Annotated in this window: 17 protein-coding genes; 6 read left to right on the forward strand and 11 right to left on the reverse strand. The window is 61.2% G+C overall.

From position 1 onward, the window contains the following. The first annotated feature begins 1007 nt into the window (after positions 1–1007). Complete coding sequence (locus AC3WK8_RS07585; protein WP_103323951.1) at positions 1008–2261, forward strand: MFS transporter; 1254 nt, start codon at positions 1008–1010, stop codon at positions 2259–2261. Positions 2262–2442: 181 nt separating this feature from the next. On the opposite strand, the gene AC3WK8_RS07590 is transcribed toward AC3WK8_RS07585, so the two are convergent. The 3 genes from AC3WK8_RS07590 to AC3WK8_RS07600 form a co-directional block, all read right to left on the reverse strand. Then, a complete protein-coding gene (locus tag AC3WK8_RS07590; RefSeq protein WP_103323950.1) occupies positions 2443–2604 on the reverse strand; it encodes a DUF2986 domain-containing protein in 162 nt (53 codons plus the stop codon). Positions 2605–2687: 83 nt separating this feature from the next. Continuing rightward, entirely contained in the window at positions 2688–3347 is a 660-nt protein-coding gene (locus AC3WK8_RS07595) for a hypothetical protein (RefSeq protein ID WP_085596648.1), read from the reverse strand. A gap of 89 nt (positions 3348–3436) precedes the next feature. Beyond that, on the reverse strand, positions 3437–4615 hold the full coding sequence (locus AC3WK8_RS07600) for a hypothetical protein (protein ID WP_146043233.1): 1179 nt from the start codon (positions 4613–4615) through the stop codon (positions 3437–3439). A gap of 298 nt (positions 4616–4913) precedes the next feature. Here AC3WK8_RS07600 and AC3WK8_RS07605 point away from each other — a divergent pair, with 298 nt between their 5' ends. Continuing rightward, on the forward strand, positions 4914–5420 hold the full coding sequence (locus AC3WK8_RS07605) for a GNAT family N-acetyltransferase (RefSeq protein ID WP_053136421.1): 507 nt from the start codon (positions 4914–4916) through the stop codon (positions 5418–5420). 114 nt (positions 5421–5534) lie between these two features. Here the strand turns inward: AC3WK8_RS07605 and AC3WK8_RS07610 are convergent, their stop codons facing one another. The 5 genes from AC3WK8_RS07610 to AC3WK8_RS07630 form a co-directional block, all read right to left on the reverse strand. Continuing rightward, entirely contained in the window at positions 5535–6284 is a 750-nt protein-coding gene (locus AC3WK8_RS07610; RefSeq protein ID WP_178087981.1) for an amino acid ABC transporter ATP-binding protein, read from the reverse strand. A gap of 14 nt (positions 6285–6298) precedes the next feature. After that, positions 6299–6958, reverse strand: a complete 660-nt coding sequence (locus AC3WK8_RS07615) for an amino acid ABC transporter permease (protein ID WP_022643710.1) — start codon at positions 6956–6958, stop codon at positions 6299–6301. A 9-nt stretch (positions 6959–6967) separates the two neighbouring features. Continuing rightward, positions 6968–7615: an amino acid ABC transporter permease gene (locus AC3WK8_RS07620; RefSeq protein WP_085596644.1), complete on the reverse strand. Its 648-nt coding sequence runs from the start codon at positions 7613–7615 to the stop codon at positions 6968–6970. A 63-nt stretch (positions 7616–7678) separates the two neighbouring features. Next, a complete protein-coding gene (locus AC3WK8_RS07625; RefSeq protein ID WP_103323947.1) occupies positions 7679–8467 on the reverse strand; it encodes an ABC transporter substrate-binding protein in 789 nt (262 codons plus the stop codon). A gap of 208 nt (positions 8468–8675) precedes the next feature. Beyond that, positions 8676–11723 carry an aminotransferase class III-fold pyridoxal phosphate-dependent enzyme gene (locus AC3WK8_RS07630; protein WP_103323946.1) on the reverse strand — a complete coding sequence of 1016 codons (3048 nt, stop codon included), beginning with the start codon at positions 11721–11723 and terminating at the stop codon, positions 8676–8678. A gap of 139 nt (positions 11724–11862) precedes the next feature. Here AC3WK8_RS07630 and AC3WK8_RS07635 point away from each other — a divergent pair, with 139 nt between their 5' ends. From AC3WK8_RS07635 to AC3WK8_RS07650, 4 genes are all read left to right on the forward strand, one after another. Continuing rightward, a complete protein-coding gene (locus AC3WK8_RS07635) occupies positions 11863–12303 on the forward strand; it encodes an Lrp/AsnC family transcriptional regulator (protein WP_085596641.1) in 441 nt (146 codons plus the stop codon). A 169-nt stretch (positions 12304–12472) separates the two neighbouring features. Next, entirely contained in the window at positions 12473–12979 is a 507-nt protein-coding gene (locus AC3WK8_RS07640) for a sigma-70 family RNA polymerase sigma factor (RefSeq protein WP_085596640.1), read from the forward strand. Continuing rightward, positions 12976–13941 (forward strand): FecR domain-containing protein, encoded by a 966-nt coding sequence (locus AC3WK8_RS07645; protein WP_103323945.1) that lies wholly within the window; start codon positions 12976–12978, stop codon positions 13939–13941. Before AC3WK8_RS07640 ends, AC3WK8_RS07645 begins: the two co-directional genes overlap by 4 nt. A gap of 97 nt (positions 13942–14038) precedes the next feature. Continuing rightward, a complete protein-coding gene (locus AC3WK8_RS07650) occupies positions 14039–16873 on the forward strand; it encodes a TonB-dependent receptor (RefSeq protein WP_103323944.1) in 2835 nt (944 codons plus the stop codon). 83 nt (positions 16874–16956) lie between these two features. Here the strand turns inward: AC3WK8_RS07650 and AC3WK8_RS07655 are convergent, their stop codons facing one another. From AC3WK8_RS07655 to AC3WK8_RS07665, 3 genes are all read right to left on the reverse strand, one after another. Then, positions 16957–17451 (reverse strand): OsmC family protein, encoded by a 495-nt coding sequence (locus tag AC3WK8_RS07655; RefSeq protein WP_103323943.1) that lies wholly within the window; start codon positions 17449–17451, stop codon positions 16957–16959. Positions 17452–17526: 75 nt separating this feature from the next. Beyond that, entirely contained in the window at positions 17527–17940 is a 414-nt protein-coding gene (locus AC3WK8_RS07660; RefSeq protein WP_103323942.1) for a hypothetical protein, read from the reverse strand. Between the two features lie 47 nt (positions 17941–17987). Further along, a complete protein-coding gene (locus tag AC3WK8_RS07665) occupies positions 17988–18611 on the reverse strand; it encodes a TetR/AcrR family transcriptional regulator (RefSeq protein WP_103323941.1) in 624 nt (207 codons plus the stop codon). Positions 18612–18742 lie beyond the last annotated feature (131 nt).

An 18742-nucleotide genomic window follows, 5' to 3' on the forward strand; every position in this document is an offset into this window, starting at 1 on the left:
CCTGAAAGCAAGGCATCTGGCTCGGGTATCGGGCGTCCCGTCCGGTTGACCCCGACAGTTGCGGGGTAGCCCAGCGGCAAAGCTGGTGATGGGCTTGCGTCAGTGGCGCCTGAGTCACTGGGCTACTCTGCAGAGGGGGAGGTGATCTCCGAGTTTTAGAGTGAAGCGATCTGGCCTTAATCTACTCAAGGGAAAAAGTTTTAATTGAGTGTTTATGTCCATCTCGATGTTTTCCTTTGCCTGGGCAGTGCTGCAATAGCATTTCAGGTTGTTCATTGCAGATGGTGCCGGATATGAATATTGAGTATAAGCATACAATTTTTTGCTCCTTGAAGAGTTTCGTTGACCTATGAAATAGTTCGCTGCGCCTCACCACACCAACTGGAAGGCTCCTGAATATGTTCATGGTGTTTCGGTTTGGAGCATGGTGGGTTCAGTTTTTCTGAACATCTAATTGATTCGTGAGCACTTTAGACCTCATCAAAGGATAAGTTATTCCCGAGCAGCATGCTTCTTGATCGTTGCTGAGTCATGAACTTGTCAAAATATGAATGTATTGACGATGTCTAGAGGGATAGAATGGAATCTCAACGATGCGAAGTAGTAATTAGTGGTGAGCGCGAGATTGATAAGCCGGTAGTTGCTTTAACTAACTGCGAGGTTTTATTTTCGAGCAAGGATGAGCTCGATAGGTGCATTACAGCTGTCAAGGAGTCTGATGCGAGATTGGCTGCCCGACCGTTGGAGTCAGTTCTCTATGACTGGCAGATGATGACAGTGGTAAGGGGGTTGACTATGTTTTTTGGTGTTAGGTGGTACGATCGAGAGTACTTTGAGAAAAATCGCGATGTATATAAAAACAAGATGCACGGACATTTATTTTCAAAGTTTGGTGTTAGTGCGGATAGCTTCGATGTCAAGCATTTCGTAGCGGGATAATCGTGGCACATGAGGTCTGCAGCGGAAAATGGCTGTTGTAGATCTCATGTGGGGAAAGGATATATGGCTTGAACATTTTCCGAACATACCTTTGCCTTGAAGCATTGATATGGATATACCTCGGCTGCTGGAACGCGACGGTACCTCTTATCATCGTGCAGCGGGGAGGTTTACTTGAACTGGCGACCTACGAAACAGTTCTTGCCGTCGCTGCCGTCATTTCCATACTGTTTCTAGCCCCCCGTGTCGAGGGCATGCGGCGCGGTACCGCGCTCAAAGCCGGTTGCACGATAATTCTGTTGACGGGCATTCTTCGTTACTTTTCTGTTTCTGTTTCATATTCGATAGAGGCTTTAACGATAATTGATATTTTTGCCGTATCAGCCTTTGGCGTTGTCCAGTCGCTCTTTGGTATATATCCGGCTGAAACAGTAGAGAAGCATCGTATAGAGTATGCATTTCGCATCCGCCGTATTATCGTCACTATCAGTAGGGTAGTCGGGCCGTTGTTGGCAGGGGCTGCTATTGGCATTGTTTCGTCGCAAGCTGCCCTGCTTTTGTCCTCAGTGGTGGGTATGGCGGCCCTGGCTTTTGCACTCATGTTGCCCAATGGTGTGGAGCCTAATATGACGCGGGTAAAATCTTCTATCGAGCGCGTCCAGGACATGTTTTTAGGTATCAAACTAAAACTCATTCTTCCGCCAGAACGGTTCTTGACTCTATCTGGTCTTTTACTCTGTCTGGCCATTAGCGCTACGTTGCCCATGCTGGTTCCGAACCAGATCCATGCACATGATCTTGCTGAAAGCAGTGTAGGTCTATTCAACGCTATATTTGCAGGGGGATCTGTCGCGGGGCTGTTTTGGCTTAGTCCTTTTATTGCCGGAAAAAAGCATCAGCGTAATAGGTACCTTGCGCTTTGGGCACTGCTGACTGCTTCTCTCAGTGCTTCAGCTCTTTCGGTAGAGGTTTGGCAGTTGGCTCTGTGCCTCTTTGTTGCAGGGGCTAGTAGTGCATCTATTGCTCTTGTCGGGATGGATAAAAGAACCGTTTCAGTGCCTCCTGGAGTCCGTATCCGATTGACGGCAGCCACTCTTGTTATCAATCAGCTTGCGAACTCGGCTTCCTATATGCTCATGGGTTCTGCAGTAACGCAGTTTGGTATCGGTGGTTTGCTATGGGCATATGGAATGATCTTCACGGTTGTCTTGTTGTCCTGCGTACTTGCAAGGTCGGTTTGGGGGTTTCTGGAAGATGCCGCGGATGCGGAGCTTTACTATAAAGACAATCACCCCAAGCTGGATTCCGCCATGCGCGTTTGAAGCCAGACTCGCAAGGGAAACAGCATTGCCTGCCTTTGGAAGAGCTTGCGGCGCATAGGGTGCCCCCACAGCCAATTTCGGTTGCAAGGTGGCTAATCACCAACGACTGCTTCTCGTCGAACGAGGGCGTTCTTCGGTATCCGTGCCCCTGAGCATGAGCTGCTCCTCCAGGGCATTTCACTCAGCTCTCGGCAGCAGCCTGGGCCTCGCGGGCGGCCTCTTCGGCCAGCTTCAAGCGATCGGCCTTGCAGATGTACCTGGGCTTGTTTTTCGGTGCCAGCTTGGCCTTGGCTTTCTTGGCGTGGGCGTCCAGCAGCTGCTTGATTTTCTTGCGACGATTCATCGTTCTCTACCTGGGGGACAAGCGCGCGGATGATATCAGCTTGAACTGGATCCCCGTACGCGCTTGGGTTGCCGCGTGTCGTCTCAGCAGCCTGGGCCCTTGAGGTCGGTGCCGATGGTGACCGCGGTGACCTGGACTTTTTCAAAGGCTTTCTGGGCTGCGGCGGCGTATTTCTGGTCGCAGTTGAAGCGCGTTTCCATCACATAGTCCTCGCCTTCGGCCTTTTGCATCTGGCTCGCCCATTGGTCGGCGGCGTTGATCGCGGCATCCGAGACCAGCGTCACTTCCAGCATTACCTGCTTGAAGTCCACGGCATGGGGTCCTTCCCACAGCGCATAGACCGAAGGGTCCGCGGCGTTGCCGCACATGCTCAGGCAGTCGGCGCTATAGCTCAGGCCGCCGCCGGATGAAGCCTCGAAGGCGCCCAGGGTCAGGGGCTGGCCGGGAGCAGGGGCATAGGTACCGACGAACTGGGTCAGGTCGGCCTGGCATTTGGGGCCCAGCTCCATGCGCAGGGCGCTGACCTTGCCGCCTTCTACCGTTGCGGTGATCTGGCAACCCTGGATCTTGAACACATGGGCATTGCCGTTGGATTCCCGGGGGATTCCGGCGATCGATTCGAAGTAGCGCTGGTTGGTGCCCAGCATGTCGCCGGTGAAGACCTCGGCCACGGAGGCGGCGTGGGCCACGTCGAGAGACAGCGCCAGGGTGGCGGCACAAAGGCTGTAGAGCGCCTTGTTCATGGAAGCGTCCTTTCAATTGAGAGACCAATGCCTGTGGTCATCGGCAGGTGGATCGGGACGCGAGTGTAGCAGGCGCGCGCCGGTGTATTTCAATGGGGACTGTGATCGGTATGGGGGTCATACCAGATCTTGTTGACGTAGCACTTGGACTTGTTGTTGCCCACTTCGTCGGATGAGTACGCCTGAAGGGATTTCGCTGTGGAGGCGATGGTATCCAGCCGCGCCTGATACTCCGCCAGTTGCGGTTGGGTGAGCATCTCGAAGCTTTTCACTTGCTCCAGGCCTTGTGCCAGGGCCTGGCCGCGAGCGGTCAGGGAGTACCCCAGGTTGCAGGAGTGGACGCGCTGGCTGGTATTGCCCGAGGCAAGTTTCCTGGCGTTGGACAGATCCGCCTCGGCACTTGCCAGGTACCTTTCCTGTTCCGACAGACGAACCTTGGCCTTCTCGATCCGGGAGGTGGAAACCAGGAGCAGTTGATCGCTCAGGAACAGCATCTTGCCGAGCGCTTGTTCGTATTCCTGGACGTTGTAGGTATTGGCCAGGCCCAGGAAGGAAGACTTTCGCTCGATGCTGGGCTTGAAGCTGGCGAAGCGTTCTTCTGCCCTGGTCACTGCAAGATCCTGTCGCGCCGCGGAGCTCAGGTTGTCCTTGAGGGTCTTGTAGACCAGGGCATAGCAATCTTCGGAACGTGTGCACATGTCCCGCAGCCTGGCCCAGAGGATGTAGGACTCGCTGGCCTGTCCTCGCAGTCGGGTCATTTCCCTGCCGGTTGCACTGGTCCTACCCTCGGCGCATACCACTGTGCGTGCGCTGGCATCGTAATCGGCATAGACGGTCGTGAAGTCATCGGCGGTTGTCTTGTAGGAGAAGTCCTTTCTAATTTCTATCAGTGCGTCCTTCATGTCCTTGACGTCGTTGGGGGTGAATCCCAATACCTGCTTCAAGCCCTTGCCCGCCCCGTAGCCTGCGCCGGTAGCGGCACACGAGAGCTCGTCCACGGCATTGCGCACGGTTTCGTTCACTTTATCGAGGTATCCATAGACGCTTCGGTCGGTGCGATCGAGGATCTTGAACACCTCGGTGCGCACATCGGCGGGCAACGCCTTGATGACCGCCAAGGTCTCCTTGTCGACCCCGGCGGTTACTTCGAAACCCAGGGTCGCTTTCAATTCCCCCAGGAAGGCGAAGCTCGTGCCTGGCAGGCCCAGCAAGATCGTGGCCCCCAGCGCCTTTGAAACCGTCCTGAATACTGCTGCATGTTTTGGCATTTGAACTCCTTGTAGGAAGACAGGCTGACCAGCTTGACCCTGCATCTGAACCATGAGCCTGGGCAGCGCAATGCTATCAAAGCGCCAGGTTTCGCCGAGAAGCGTAGGTGCAAACGGTGGCAAAGCCATCGCGGGCAAAAAATATACCTGGCCCCCGTATTAAGTACCTCGAGTGCCGGGATACTTCGGGTCAAGCTGAATAACGCGGCGGCCCTTGCTTGCAATCGACCCTGGGCCCATGGTTCATGTCCGGGTGGAGTCGGCAGCGACGAGCTGACCATTGAAAAGGAGCTGCGGGGTGATTTCGACGCGTTCGATAAAGGCCAATGAATGGCCGCAATACCGGGATATGCGCCTGCGGGCGCTGGAGGATTCACCGGATGCTTTCGCCAGCACCCTTGAGGACGAAGCGGTGCGGACGGACGAGGAGTGGGCGGCACGTATCGCTGCAGGCCTGGCTGGCGGCAATGACCTGCCGTTGTTCGCCTTCAAGGGGAGCCAGGCCTGTGGCCTGGTCTGGTGCAAATTGCCGGTCGCCGAAAGCGCGGTAGCCGATATCTACCAGATGTGGGTCGATCCGGCTTGCCGTGGCCTCGGGGCCGGCGCTGCCTTGCTCGAGCAGGTACTGGCCTGGGCCCGGGGCAAGGGCGCACGGCGGATTCGGCTGGGGGTCACCTATGCCCAGACGCCAGCCATGCATTTGTACCAGGCCTGTGGTTTTCGCCCCGTGGGTGCGCTCGAGCCATTGCGCGCGGGTTCCAGCCTGATGTCCCAGGCCATGGAGTTGGAGCTCGCGGCGCTGTGAAACACCGGCGAGCCGAGTCCGGGTCGGGCGGTGCCCGGCCCATCCTGTTGCGCCAGGCAAACGGTCAAGACCATTGGCCTGGCGCAACAGCTACTGGCGAAGCGGCCTGGCAACCTATCGATCATGCAGGTGCTTTTTCAGGAAGAGGCGAGTCCGTTCCTGCACCGGGTTCTGCAGGATCTCCCGGGGTGTTCCCTGCTCGACCACCACGCCACCGTCCATGAAGATGATCCGGTCGGCGACCTCGCCGGCAAAGCGCATTTCATGGGTGACGATCAGCATGGTCATGTGTTCGGCGGCGAGCTGCTGCATTACCTGGTTGACCTCTTCGACCAGCTCCGGGTCCAGCGCCGAGGTCGCTTCGTCAAACAGCATCACCTTGGGGCGCATGGCCAGCGCCCTGGCGATGGCCACTCGTTGTTTCTGCCCACCGGACAAGCGAGAAGGGTACTCGTCGAGCTTGTTGCCCAGGCCGACTTTTTCCAGGTATTCCATGGCCAGTTCGCGAGCCGATTGCCGGGTGAACCCCTTGAGCTTGATCGGGCCGATGGCGATGTTTTCATGCACGGTCAGGTGCGGGAACAGGTTGAAGTGCTGGAATACCATGCCCATCTGCTGGCGCACGCTATTGATGTGCTGCTCGAAGGCCCGGCCTGTCAATGGTCGGTTGACCTGCTCGCCTTCCAGCCAGATCTCGCCGTCGTCAAGTACTTCCAGGTGATTGATCGAACGTAGTAGGGTGCTTTTACCGGAGCCGCTGGGGCCGATGATGGCGATGATCTGCCCGCGTGCGACGGACAGGTCGATGCCCTTGAGGACTTCCAGCGCCCCATAGGCCTTGCGCGCACCCTTGACTTGGATCATGAGCTTTTCTGTGGTCATCGTGACATCTCTACCCGGGTTTCAAGAAGGTGCAGGCCGGCTTCCAGGACTAGATTGACGGCGTAATAGATCACCGCGACGGCCAGATAGAATTCGAACGGGCTGTAGGTCTCGCTCACCGCGCGCTGGGCGCTGTAGACCAGCTCGGCGATACCGATGATGGACACCAGGGACGTGTCCTTGAGCAGCACGATCAGGTTGTTGCCAAGAGGAGCGATGGTGCTGCGCAGGGCTTGCGGAACGATGATGTAGCGCTGGGTCTGGCTGCGGCTCAGGCCAATGGAGCGCGCGCCTTCGACCTGGCCCGGATCCACCGACAGTACGCCGGCCCGAATGACGTCGGCGTTGTAGACGGCAAAATGCAGGCTCAGGCCGATGATCCCGGCCATCAATGCCGGGATGTCGATCCCCACTTGCACCAGGCCGTAGTAGATGAGGTACAGCTGCAACAGCAGCGGGGTGCCCATGAGCAGCCAGGTCATGAAGCGTATGGGCAGCGATACCAGCCTTGGGGTGTAGAGCACGATCAGGGCGAAGGCGATTCCCGCCAGCAGGCTCAAGGCGCTGGAGCTCAGGAACAGGACGACGGTCCACCACAGTCCGGTCGCCAGCAGTTCGGAATAAGGCGTCACGATACTCAGGTCGAGGCTTGGCATTGGAGGTTCTCACTTGGCCGCGAAGCGCTGATCGAGGTGGTCGACCAGCAACCTCACCGCGTAGACCATCACGATGTAAAGCACGGCCGATACCATGAAGATTTCAAATGGCTTGTAGGTCGAGCTGATGAACCGCTGCGCGGTATAGGACAGCTCGACCACGGAGATCGTCGACACCAGTGCCGAGCCCTTGATCAATGCCACGGCATTCACGCCCAGGGGCCGGATCATCAGCTTTGCCGTTTGCGGCAGGGTGATCAGCCAGAGGGTCTGGCCCTTGCTGAAACCAATGGAGCGAGCGGCTTCCACCTGCCCGGGATCGACGTTACCGATAGCGCCTCGAATGGACTCGGCCATGTAGGCCGCGATGTTCAGGCCCAGGCCGAGGACCCCGGCCGAGAACGGCTCCAGTTCCAGGCCGATTTGCGGGCCGCCAAAGTAGATGAGGAACAGCTGCACCAGGCAGGGCGTGCCGCGAAACACACTGATGTAGAGCCTGGCCAGGCAGCGCAGGATGAAGCTGCTGCACAGGCGCGCCGCCACCAGGACGATGGAAACCAGCAAGCCGAGCACCAGTGCCAGCAGTGACACTTGCACCGTGGTCCATGCGGCCTCCAGGAAGAACGGCAGCGTACGCTGTATGAGAGTCAGGTCCATGGGAAGGCTCGGAAAAATCAGGTGGACGGGCTCGACGCCGGGTCGAGCCAGGAGGCAAGGGCGTCAGCGAATATCCTTGCCGATCCACTGCATCGAGATCTTTTCGTAGCTGCCATCGGCGAGCATGTTGTCCAGCGCCTTCTGCAGCGCCGCCTTGAGTTCGGGGTTGTTCTTGCGCAGCGCGATGCCCATGCCTTCGATGCCGCCATCGCTGTCCGGGGGCGTGATGATGCGTACTTTCTGCCCGGTTTCCTTGACGGCCACCAGCACCGGGACGCTGTCCATCACGATGGCATCGATCCGCCCGGCCTCCAGGTCGACCAGCATCTCGGGAAGGCCCTTGTAGGTCTTCACCTTCAGGTTGCCGCGGGCCCTGGCCCATTTGTCGTGGGCGTCGCCCAGGGTCACGCCGACCGTTACATCCTTGAGCTGGTCCAGGCTGTGGATCGGCGAGCCATCCTTGACCACGATCGTGCGCCCGGCGTGGTAGTAGGGGCCGGCGAAGTCCACGGCCTTCAAACGCTCCGGGGTAATGGTCATGGAGGCGATGATGGCGTCGTATTTCTTGGCCAGCAGGCCGGCGATGATCCCGTCGAACGGCGTGGTGATAATGGTTACCTTCACCCCCAGCCGTTCAGCCAGGGCTTCGCTGATGGAGGCGTCGAAGCCGACGATCTGGTTCTGCTCGTTGGCGAAGCTGAAGGGGGAATACTGGCCGCTCATGGCGATGCGGATTTCCCTGGCTTGCTGGATCGTCTGCAGGTCATCGGCCTGGGCGGCAGTGGGACAGAGCAGCGCTGTGGCTGCCACGGTGGATGCGAACAACAGACCCTTGAGCGTTCTGGCTAGCATTGGATGGCACCTTTGAAGAATTTTTATTTGTTTTATCGGGCTCTTCACCCAGGCCTCGCAAAAAGCTTTGCACAGGCCACCCTGGAAAGCACCAGGCAAGGTGTTCACTTGCCGGGCACATTGCCGGAATTGGCCGGCACTATGCCGGCGCCGCGTGCAGCCCGCGCCGGCCCATGAGTGCTGTCTTTGCCGTGCCGTTGCTGGCGGCTTATTGCAGCGCCGCCTTGAAGCTCTCGTCCAGGACCTCCAGCAGGAAGTCGGCGTTCTTCTGGCTGAAGATCATCGACGGGCGCATTTTCAGTACGTTGTCGTAGGGGCCTTCGGTGCCGATCAGGATGCCGCGCTCCCGGGCGCCATCGGCGACCTTCCGGGCCAGCTCGGTGGCGGGGAACTTGCTCTTGCGATCGGTCACCAGTTCGATCCCCAGGAACAGCCCCAGCCCGCGCACATCGCCAATGGCCTCGTAGCGCTGCTGCAACTTGCCAAAGCCATCGAGCAGGTAATTGCCGATGGTCAGGGCGTTGAGTTTCAGGTTGTCGCGCTCGATCACCTCCAGGACGCTGAGCCCTACCGCACATGAAACCGGGCTGCCGGCGAAGGTGTTGAAGTACTCCATGCCATTGTCGAAGCTGTCGGCCAGCTCCCGCGTGGTGACCACCGCCGACAGCGGATGGCCATTGCCGATGGGCTTGCCCATGGACACCGCATCGGGCACCACCCCCTGGGTCTCGAACGCCCACCAGTGGCTGCCCACCCGGCCAAAACCGACCTGGACTTCGTCGGCCAGGCACAGGCCGCCTGCGGAGCGAACCATGGCATAGACCTCCCGCAAGTAGTTTTCCGGGAAGAAAAGCTGTCCGGCGACACTGGGAATGGACTCCGCCAGAAAGAACGCCGGCGCTCGATCCTGCTTGCGCATGCTCTCGATTTGCTCGGCCACGCTTTGCGCGAAACGCTGGCCCAGCTCCTCGAACGGCCAGTCGTCGGCGGCGCGGTAAGTATCCGGAACGGTCGCCTCGAACACATGTGCGGCGCGGCCTTTGCCGGCCTTGCGCTTGTACTTGTAGGGGCTGAGGTCGATCAGCTCCTGGGTCGTCCCGTGGTAGGCCCAGTCCAGCACGATGGCGTCGTTGCGCCCGGTGTGATTGCGCGCCATGCGCAGCATCAGGCTGTTGGCCTCGCTGCCCGAGCAACCGAAGGAGGCGACCGTCAGCCCTTCGGGCAAAGTGGCGGTGAGCCGCTCTGCATACTCCACGATAGTGTCGTGCAGGTAGCGGGTATTGGTGTTCAGCCGCGCTGCCTGGCGCGCCAGCGCTTGCACCACGTCCGGGTGGCTGTGGCCCAGGTGGCAGACGTTGTTGAAGCAGTCCAGGTAGGCCCGGCCGAAGTTATCGATCAGCCAGACTCCGTCGCCACGCACGAACTTGATCGGGTCCGAATAGGAAATCGACAGGTTGGGCAGCAACAGCTCCTTGCGCCTGGCCACGATCTGGGCCTTGCTCCTTCCCTCCTGGCTGTAGGTTTCCGCGGGGATGCCGGCCAGCTCCGAGGCGTCGGGGAACAGGTCGGCCCACACATCCAGATAGGCCCGCTCGCCAACGCCGATGAACTCGTTGGCTTGCAGCTGGGTGTCGGTGGACATCTGCAGGTGCAGGTGGGGCAGCCAGCCGCCGTTTTCCGTGTCCGCGCCCATGTAGCCCAGCAGTGCGCCGGCTTCCAGGTGATCGCCGGGCTTCAGGCGCTCCAGGGCTTCGTGAGCCAGGTGGCCCCACAGGGTCAGGAAGGGCGGGCAGCCCTGCGGCGCGTGCTCCAGCATGATCAAGCCGCCATAGCCAAGGGGTTCGGATTCGACCTCGACGCTGCGCACCACGCCGGCCACCGGGGTGTATAGCGGGGTACCGGCGGGCATGATCAGGTCCACGCCGAGGTGGATGATCCGGCGCTGCCCTTCGATGAATCGCGAGACGAATGCCACGTCGGTGTAGATGGTCCGTTCTTCGCCCCAGGGGCCGATGCCGAGGGGGACCTTGTGCCGGGCAGAGAACTCATTCCACCACTGGGTCGCCTCCGCCGGACGTTGTGCGGCCGAGGCGATCGTCATCTCGTGGGAGGCGTCCGCGAACGGCACTATGACCTTGTTCAGGGTCGCTGCCGCTGGCCGCACGATGTCCGCGAACGACTTGCGGTTGTCCATGACCCAGCGGCGCACCTCGCCGGCGCCTTCCATGGCGTCATGGCCACAAGCCTTGCGCAGGATCGCCGTCGCCAGTCGCGGGTGCATGCGATCCAGCCTTTCCAGCAGGCGCCAGGCCGGGGCTTCGCTGATCGCCAGGTAGGGGTTGTCCTGGGCCTGCTCTTGCCGCGATGCCGACAAGGTGACGCTGATGACCAGGCGCATGGCGATCAGGTTGAACAGCACATCCAGCTCTTGCGGTTGCAGGGGGAAGCGCTCGTGGAAGCCGGCAGTGAGAGCCGCGGCCGCGCCGATCGGGTCTTCCATGTCGAGGATGGCGTAGGCGCAGGCGATGGCGACTTCGGCGATGAGCACCGTATGCAGCGCATCGCCAAAGTCGATGATGCCCGCGACCTGCTGGTGGTTCTGCGGGTCGACGAGGATGTTCCAGTCGTTGCCGTCGTTGTGGATGACCTGGGTGCGCAAGCGTGCGAGCTTCGGCTGCACCGTGCTTTGGAAAGCATCGATGAAGCGCTCGAGGATGGCTCTTTTGCCGGGATCCTTGACCAAGTGCAGGCGTGACCTGGAGCGTGCGGCGTGGCGCAGGTCCCAGTCCAGATCGCGGACCGCGCCCGGATGCATGAAGCCTTGCAGTGCGCGATCCAGGTTGCCGAACGCCTGGCCCAGGCTACGCATCAACCCGGGCGTGCGCTTGACCTCGGCCAGGGGCGTGCCGTGCAGCCAGCTGACCAGGCGGACCGCATGGGTCTCGCCGGAAGGGGCCAGCGCAGAGGCGAGGAAGCCGCCTGCAAGGCTGGTCTTGAGCTGGGGTATGGCAAGTTCGGGATCGCTGTTGGCGAGGTGGTCGAGGATGGCGGTCTGCAGCTCGCTTTCGGTGCGCGGTTCGCTGGAGTTGACCACTTTCAGGATCCATCCCGCGTCGGTGCCCGTCTGCAAGCGGAAGTTGCAGTCACGTTCGCTAGCCAGGGGCGTGGCCGTGCCGGTGACATTGAACAACTGCTCGGCCAGCTGTTCGGCGGCGCTGCTGGAGAACTGCGGGGCGGGGTGGCGAAGGTCGGTCATGGCGGCGGTTTTCCAAGCTGTTCTTTTCAGTTAGCTTGGCATGCGCGGCCTGGGCGGGCAGTAGGTATGCGGTCGGCCCTGGCCGGCATATTGTCGGAATCGGCCGGCACAAAATCGGTAGCGGACTTGAGGAGTTGCAATGCGCGACCTCGATGCAAAAGATCGCGAAATACTCGAAATCCTGTCCAAGGAGGCGCGGATTGCCTTGAAGGCCCTGGCCGCGCGAATCGGCCTTTCAAGAAGCGCCACCAGCGAGCGGGTCATCAACCTGGAACGCAGTGGCGTGATCAGGGGTTACCGGGCCGATATCGGCGAAATCGATGCCCATGTGATTCGCGCCATCCTGCTGGTGAGCCTCAAGCGCACGCCGGCCATGGGTTTGCTCGACGTCCTGGCGCAGCACTCGCAGGTACGTCGCGTCTCTTCGGTCAGTGGCCAGCTCGACCTGGTGATCGAGATCGAGGCGCGAACCATCGATGACCTGAACCGCGTCCGGGATGCCGTCGCTACTCACGAATCGGTCGAGGACATCACCACGGCGGTGGTGCTGCGTCGCGACATCGATCGACAAAGCTCCTGATTCGCCGCGCGGGCCAGATCGGCCGGCAGGTTGCTCTTGCCGCCTGGTCCCGGTTGCCCGGGCTGTGGGGCAGGCCTGTCGCCTTGCTGCAATTGTGGGCTTCGCGGCCTGTACAATCCTCGTCGGCAAATAATAAAATGAGAAGCATTATCATTAATGCGAATCTCCCATGCACGACAACAGCACTGCCTCGCCCGTCGCCCAGTTGTATGTGAACCATCATGGCTGGCTGCGTGGCTGGCTGCACCGGCGCCTGGGGCACAGCGCCGATGCCGAGGACCTGGCCCACGACACCTTCATTCGCGTGCTGCGCTCCAAGGAAGACGTGCATGAGTTGCGCCAGCCCATGGCATTTCTCGCCACCATCGCCAACGGCCTGTTGATCAACCGCTGGCGGCGCCAGGCGATCGAGCGCGCTTACCTGGAAGCCCTGGCGGCGCGACCGATGGCCGAGGAGCCGTCGCCGCAAGAGCGGCACTTGATGATCGAGACCCTGCTGGAGCTGGACTCGCTGCTGGTGGGGTTGTCGATGCAGGTGCGGCAGATTTTCTTCCTGTCCCAGCTCGACGGCCTGACCTACCCGCAGATCGCCGCGCAACTGAGCCTGAGCGTGGCCCAGGTGCAGCGAGCCATGGGCAAGGCCTTCAGTGTCTGCTACGCGAGCCGTTTCGAATGAACGGCATGGCCGTCGACCCGCAGGTGCGCGACCGTGCCATCGACTGGCTGGTGCGCTCGCAGTCCGGGCTGATGAGCGTTGGCGAGCAACAGGCCCTGGAGCGCTGGCGGCAGTCCTGCGCCGAACATGAACAGGCCTGGCAGCGGGTCAGCAGCCTGCCATTGTTGTTGCAACCAGGCGTGGGGCTGTTGGCCGATGCGACGGCCCGGCGGACCCTGGAGGCCGCCGGAACCGATCCTCGGCGGCGCCGGCAATTGCTCAAGTGCCTGCTGGCTTTCGGGTTGCTGGGCGGGGTGTCCTGGCAGGGGGCGGATTCGACCCTGGTGCGCTCGGCCCTGGCTACCTACCGCACAGGTATTGGCGAACGGCGGCGCTGGACCCTGGCCGATGGCAGTGCGCTGTGGCTGAACACCGCCAGTGCGGTCGACCTCGAGTTCGATTCGCAGCGACGCAACGTGCAACTGATCGAGGGCGAGCTGGCGCTGGATGCGCGTGCGCAGGCTCCGGCCCTGCAACTGCTGACGCCCGATGCGTTGCTCCATGGCCATGGTGCCCATCTGCTGGTACGCCATGATTCCCTGGGGACCCAGGTCACGGTGTTGCGCGGGCAGCTGCAGGTCGAGCCTCGGCAGCGTCCGGCCTTCATCAGCCTGGAGGCCGGCTGGCGGGTACGGGTCGACAGCCGTGGCGTCGGGGTGCCGAGTCCGGTCGATCCGTCCCTGGCCCAGGCCTGGTTGCGAGGTATCCTGCCGGCCGAACGCATGCGCCTGGATCAGGTGCTGGCCGAGCTGTCGCGCTATCGACCGGGGGTGTTGCGTTGCAGCGAGGCGGTGGCGGCCCTGCGGGTGACCGGCAGTTTCCAGCTGGACGACACCGATGCGGCCCTGGCGCTGATCGCCCGGACGCTGCCGGTGCGTATCGAGCGCCGGACCCGCTACTGGGTGACCCTGGTGCCGGTCTGAAAATATTTTTTTCTTCGTGCGCAGTTTTTGCCGAGCTCGCGGGGCCTCCAGGTATTACCCACCGGGACAGGTGGGTGCCAACCCCTAGGAGCCTTGCATGACATCCCCCGCCCGTGCCTTGCGCACCCGCACATTTGCCCTGCTATTTCTCAGTTTGCAGCCATTGGGCAGCGAGCTGGCGTTTGCCGTCGGCGAGCGCCAGTACCAGATCGATGCCGGCCCGCTGGATGAGGTCCTGGCGCGTTTCGGGGCGCAGGCGGGCATCAGCATGGCGGGCAATGCCTTGCTCACCGCCGGCAAGACCAGCCGGGGCCTGCATGGCGAGTTCAGTGCCGAGCACGGCTTGAGCCAGTTGCTGGAGGGCACCGGCCTGGGTTATCAGCGCCAGCCTGACGGTGGTTATGCCTTGCGCTTGCGCCAGGAGTCGGTAGCCCTGCCGGTGCAGAAGGTCAAGGGCGAGAACCCCGACCAGGAAGAGGTATATCGGGCACCGCGCTCGTCGGTGTACATCTCCAGTGAAGACATGCAGCGCTTCGGCGTGGTTTCGGTGGGCGACATGCTCAAAGGCCAGCCGGGTGTACAAGTGGGTGACAGCCGCAATGGCGGTGGCCTGGACGTGAACATCCGCGGCATCCAGGGCCAGAGCCGGGTGGCGGTGACAGTGGATGGTTCGCAGCAGGCGCTGGATGTCTATCGCGGCTACGCCGGCACCCAGCAGCGCAGCTACATCGATCCAGACCTGATCAGCGACATTGCCATCGACAAGGGCCCGAGCCTGACCTCCAGCGCCATCGGCGGTACGGTGAAGATGCGCACCATCGGCGTCGACGACATCTTGCGTGAGGGCAAGGATGTCGGCCTGCGCTTGAAGGGCGACCTGTGGAACAACGGCGTCGCGCCGGCCTCGCGCGATGGCCACTCCAGGACCCAGGACCTGTATTCCGAGCCGCACCAGAGCCGTGGTGGCCTGTTCGGTTCGGAAGCTGAAGCCGGCAGCGCCGCGTTCGCTTATCGCCATGACCTGTTCGATGTGGTGGCCGCCTACGCCAAGCGCAACCAGGGCAACTACTTCGCCGGCAAGAAGGGCCAGGACCGCTACCGCGTCTACAACCGCTATGGCGACGAAGAGAGCAGCGTAGCCAAGACCTACAATGCCGACGAGGAAGTGCTCAACTCCTCGTCACGGACCGAGTCGTTCCTGCTCAAGACCACCCTGCGCCCGGCGGACGGCCACACCTTCGAGTTGGGCTATCGCCGCTACGACGGGCGCATTGGCGAAATCATGCCTTCGGACATCTTCCGTTTCGGCACGGGCGGCATCTACCAGTATCCGTTGGGCCAGACCAAGATCGACACCTATACCGCGCGCTACAACTACCTGCCCGACAACAACCCCTTGGTGGACCTGACTGCCGGCCTGTGGATGACCGACGCACAGACCAGCCAGCTGACTTCGGTGGCGGCGCCGGCATCCCAGGCCTATCGCTCGGACCGTAGCTGGAGTCGCCAGGCCGACCAGCGCATCGGGGGCGACTTGAACAACAGCTCGCGGTTCAAGACCGACTACGGCGACTTGAAGCTGGACCTGGGCGGTTCGTTCCAGATCGAGGACCTCAAGCCGCAGAAAGGGGTGGTGACCACCCAGCACGACATCAACGCCAACCGCATGTTGCGCGAAGGTTCGCGGCAGGAGTTCAGCCTCAACGGCAAGCTGGAATACAAGCCCGTGCAGAGCCTCACCCTATGGGGCGGCGGACGCTACACCTACTACCGCACCAAGGATGAAATTCCCCAGGCCAGCGCCCGCCGCGAGGAGCTCGAGCACAAGTACGTGATGGTTTCCAAGCCCGGCAACTACGGCTACCTGATGTGGTTCCCCGACCAGACCGGCCAGTACACCGATGCCACCGATCCGCGGTTGAACAACGGTACGGTGTTCACCAATACCAACTTCCCATTCGAAGGCACGCCCTACAACCAGTATGGTGCCACCAGTACCAGCGTCTATGGCGCCCAGGTGGGGGAGGTGGTCACCGGCTATGCCTACTCCGGCAAGGATCGCAACAGTGGCGGCGCCTTCGCCCCGGCCTTTGGCGTCAACCTGGAAGTGGCGCCCGATACCTTCATCTATGCCTCGTACACCCAGGGCATGCGCATGCCTTCGCTGTTCGAGACCAGCCAGGGAGTGCTGCAGACCATGCCGGGCAAGAACCTAAAGCCGGAGCGCTCGAGCAACTGGGAAATCGGCGCCAGCACGCTGCACAAAGACTTGCTGGTGGACGGTGACTCGGCCGCGATCAAGGTGGCCTACTTCAACAACACCATCAAGAACTACATCACTCGCTACTACGACCCGAGCCCGGGCCTGTGGGGCCTGATGCGCTTCAGCAACACCGACAGCTTCAAGACCAGCGGCCTGGAGCTGCAGACCCGCTATGATGCCGGCCGGGTGTTCGCCGACCTGTCGTCCACCTACTACCTGAAGACCGAAACCTGCGACTCGCAATTCGCCGCTACGTTGCGGGCCACCAGCAACCGCTACCAGCCAACCGCCGATACGCCGAACTGTACCCCGGGCAGTTTCATGGGCTCCTACACCAACACCCAGAACCCGCCGCGGATCGCCGGCAACCTGACCACCGGCTTGCGCTTCTTCGACCAGAGCCTGACTCTCGGTACCCGCATCACCTATACCTCGGGGCCTACCGTCACCGCCGACAAACCCTGGCAGACTGGCGCCACCACCACGCAGTTGAACTACCGGGAAGTGGCCCTGGTGGATCTGTTCCTCCACTACAAGCTGCAGGATCACACCAGCTTCAACGTCTCGTTGCAGAACCTCACCGATCGCTACTACCTCGACCCGTTGGCGCAAAGCTTCATGCCCGCGCCGGGGCGCACGCTGCGGGTGGGGATGCAGACGAAGTTCTAAGGACGGGCAAGGAGCGCGTCGGCGTGGGCCGATGCGCTCCTTGGGAGGGTGAACGAGCCGGAGCAGCTCACTCGGCGCGGAGGCTAGAAGGCGATTTCAACGGGCGTCCGGTTCCGGAACAGGTCCATGACCGGGCAAGAGTGGTCAACGCTTTCCTTGAGGGCCATGAGCTCCTCTTTACTGGCCGTGCTATCGAACTTGACCGTCCCGCGTATGCCGGTGAAGCCGGGGCGGGTTTCATCATCGACCGCGAAGAACCCCCTCAGATCGAGTGTTCCTTCAAGGGTGACGCTGACTTCCTTGAGCGGTATCCCGAGGGCGGCCGCATGGAGGTGATAACTGATTTCCTGGCAGGTCGCCAGGGAGGCGAGGGCCATCTCCACGGGGTTGGGCCCCTGGTTCGTTCCCCCCAGGTTTTGCGGTTCATCGATATCCAGGATGAACTCGCGGATTTTCACCTGGCGATGCAGCGCACCATCGCCGCTGCTGATCACCGAGAAAGTCGCCGTGGCCTTTCCCGGGTTCGCCCTGAAAAAATCCTGGCTCGAGAGAAACAGTGATTTCAGTTGTTCGGACATGCACAGCTCCTTTGTGTTTGCAGGTTCGATGGCTGGATTTGTAGCGGGTACAGGAGTGTCGTGCAACCCGGATCGTCAGGATCGCAAGCTGCACCGTGCCTCTTCGGCCTGCAGGCGCAGGATCAGCCCCGACTGGAACTCGATCACCAGGTGGTGATCGGCGGGAAAGTCGTCGCTGAGGTAGAACTCACCGGTGGCGGCATCCTGCGGTACCACGCCGATGGCGTGCAGGCAACGATCGTCCTCCGGGCCCCAGGCGCAATCACGGCCATCGGCCGAGAAGTAGCTCACACCGCTGAAGAGCAGGTCGATCGCCTCGGGCTCCTCGGGAGGCACCCAGGGTTCTGGCCATCGGCGAAAGTGCAGGGCCAGGGTGCGGCTCGTGACGTCGTACCGGATATGCTCGGCCTGGTAGAAGTTGTGCAGGTCGTGGGCGCGGCCCTGTACTTGCACCTCGATATGTCCTAGCACGAAATCGTGAAACAGCATGTTCCGGTCCTTGTTCCGGTAGGCCGCTGGGGGGCCGGGCAGTTGGCTCAGGAACCTGGAATCAGGCCTTCCTCGAGCAGGGTCAGGGTGCCGACGATCAGCGCATGCATGCCCTGGATCAGTTCGGCCTCCATCTCCGCCACTTCCGCCAGGCGATCAGCCTCCAGTTCCGGCTCTTGGCCTGACACTGCATAGACCGTATCGGCCACGGCGAAGCAGTGGAACGCCACCGTGGCCAGCAACCAGCGGGCCTGCTGCGGCGCGATGTCGTAGGCCTGGGCGATATGCAGCTGGTGCTCGATGATCTTGTCCAGCATCGGTTGGGTCGCTGCCAGCCGGCGGATCATGTAGGGCGTCAGCCCCGGATGCGCCTTGACGAACTCCCGGGCCGAAGTGGCGAACAGGATCAGGTAGTCCTTGAGGCTGGTGCGCTGCTCGACGTTGGCCCGGGGGATCTGCCAGCGCTGGAACAGCTCCTCGGCGATCAGGCTCTTGAGCGCATCGAGTCCCGCGATGTGCTTGTACAGCGCCATATGGCTGACGCCCAGGGCAGCGGCGACGCCGACGAAAGTGATGTTCGACAAGCCGATGCCGATGCCGGCATCGGCGATCCGTTCCCGGGTGATGGTGCGCGGGCGCCCGCGCGCCGGGGTTTTCTGTGGCGGTTCCATGGAGAGGTCCTGGCTCGATGAGGCATGACTTTTAGCTGTCTTGTCTGGATTTGGCAAATTAGTTTATAGTCATGCAACTAAATATGATTCTGATTCTCAGATCTATCCATGAGCTACCCCCGGCCAGGGTT

It is taken from the genome of Pseudomonas sp. FW507-12TSA, from assembly GCF_058781435.1.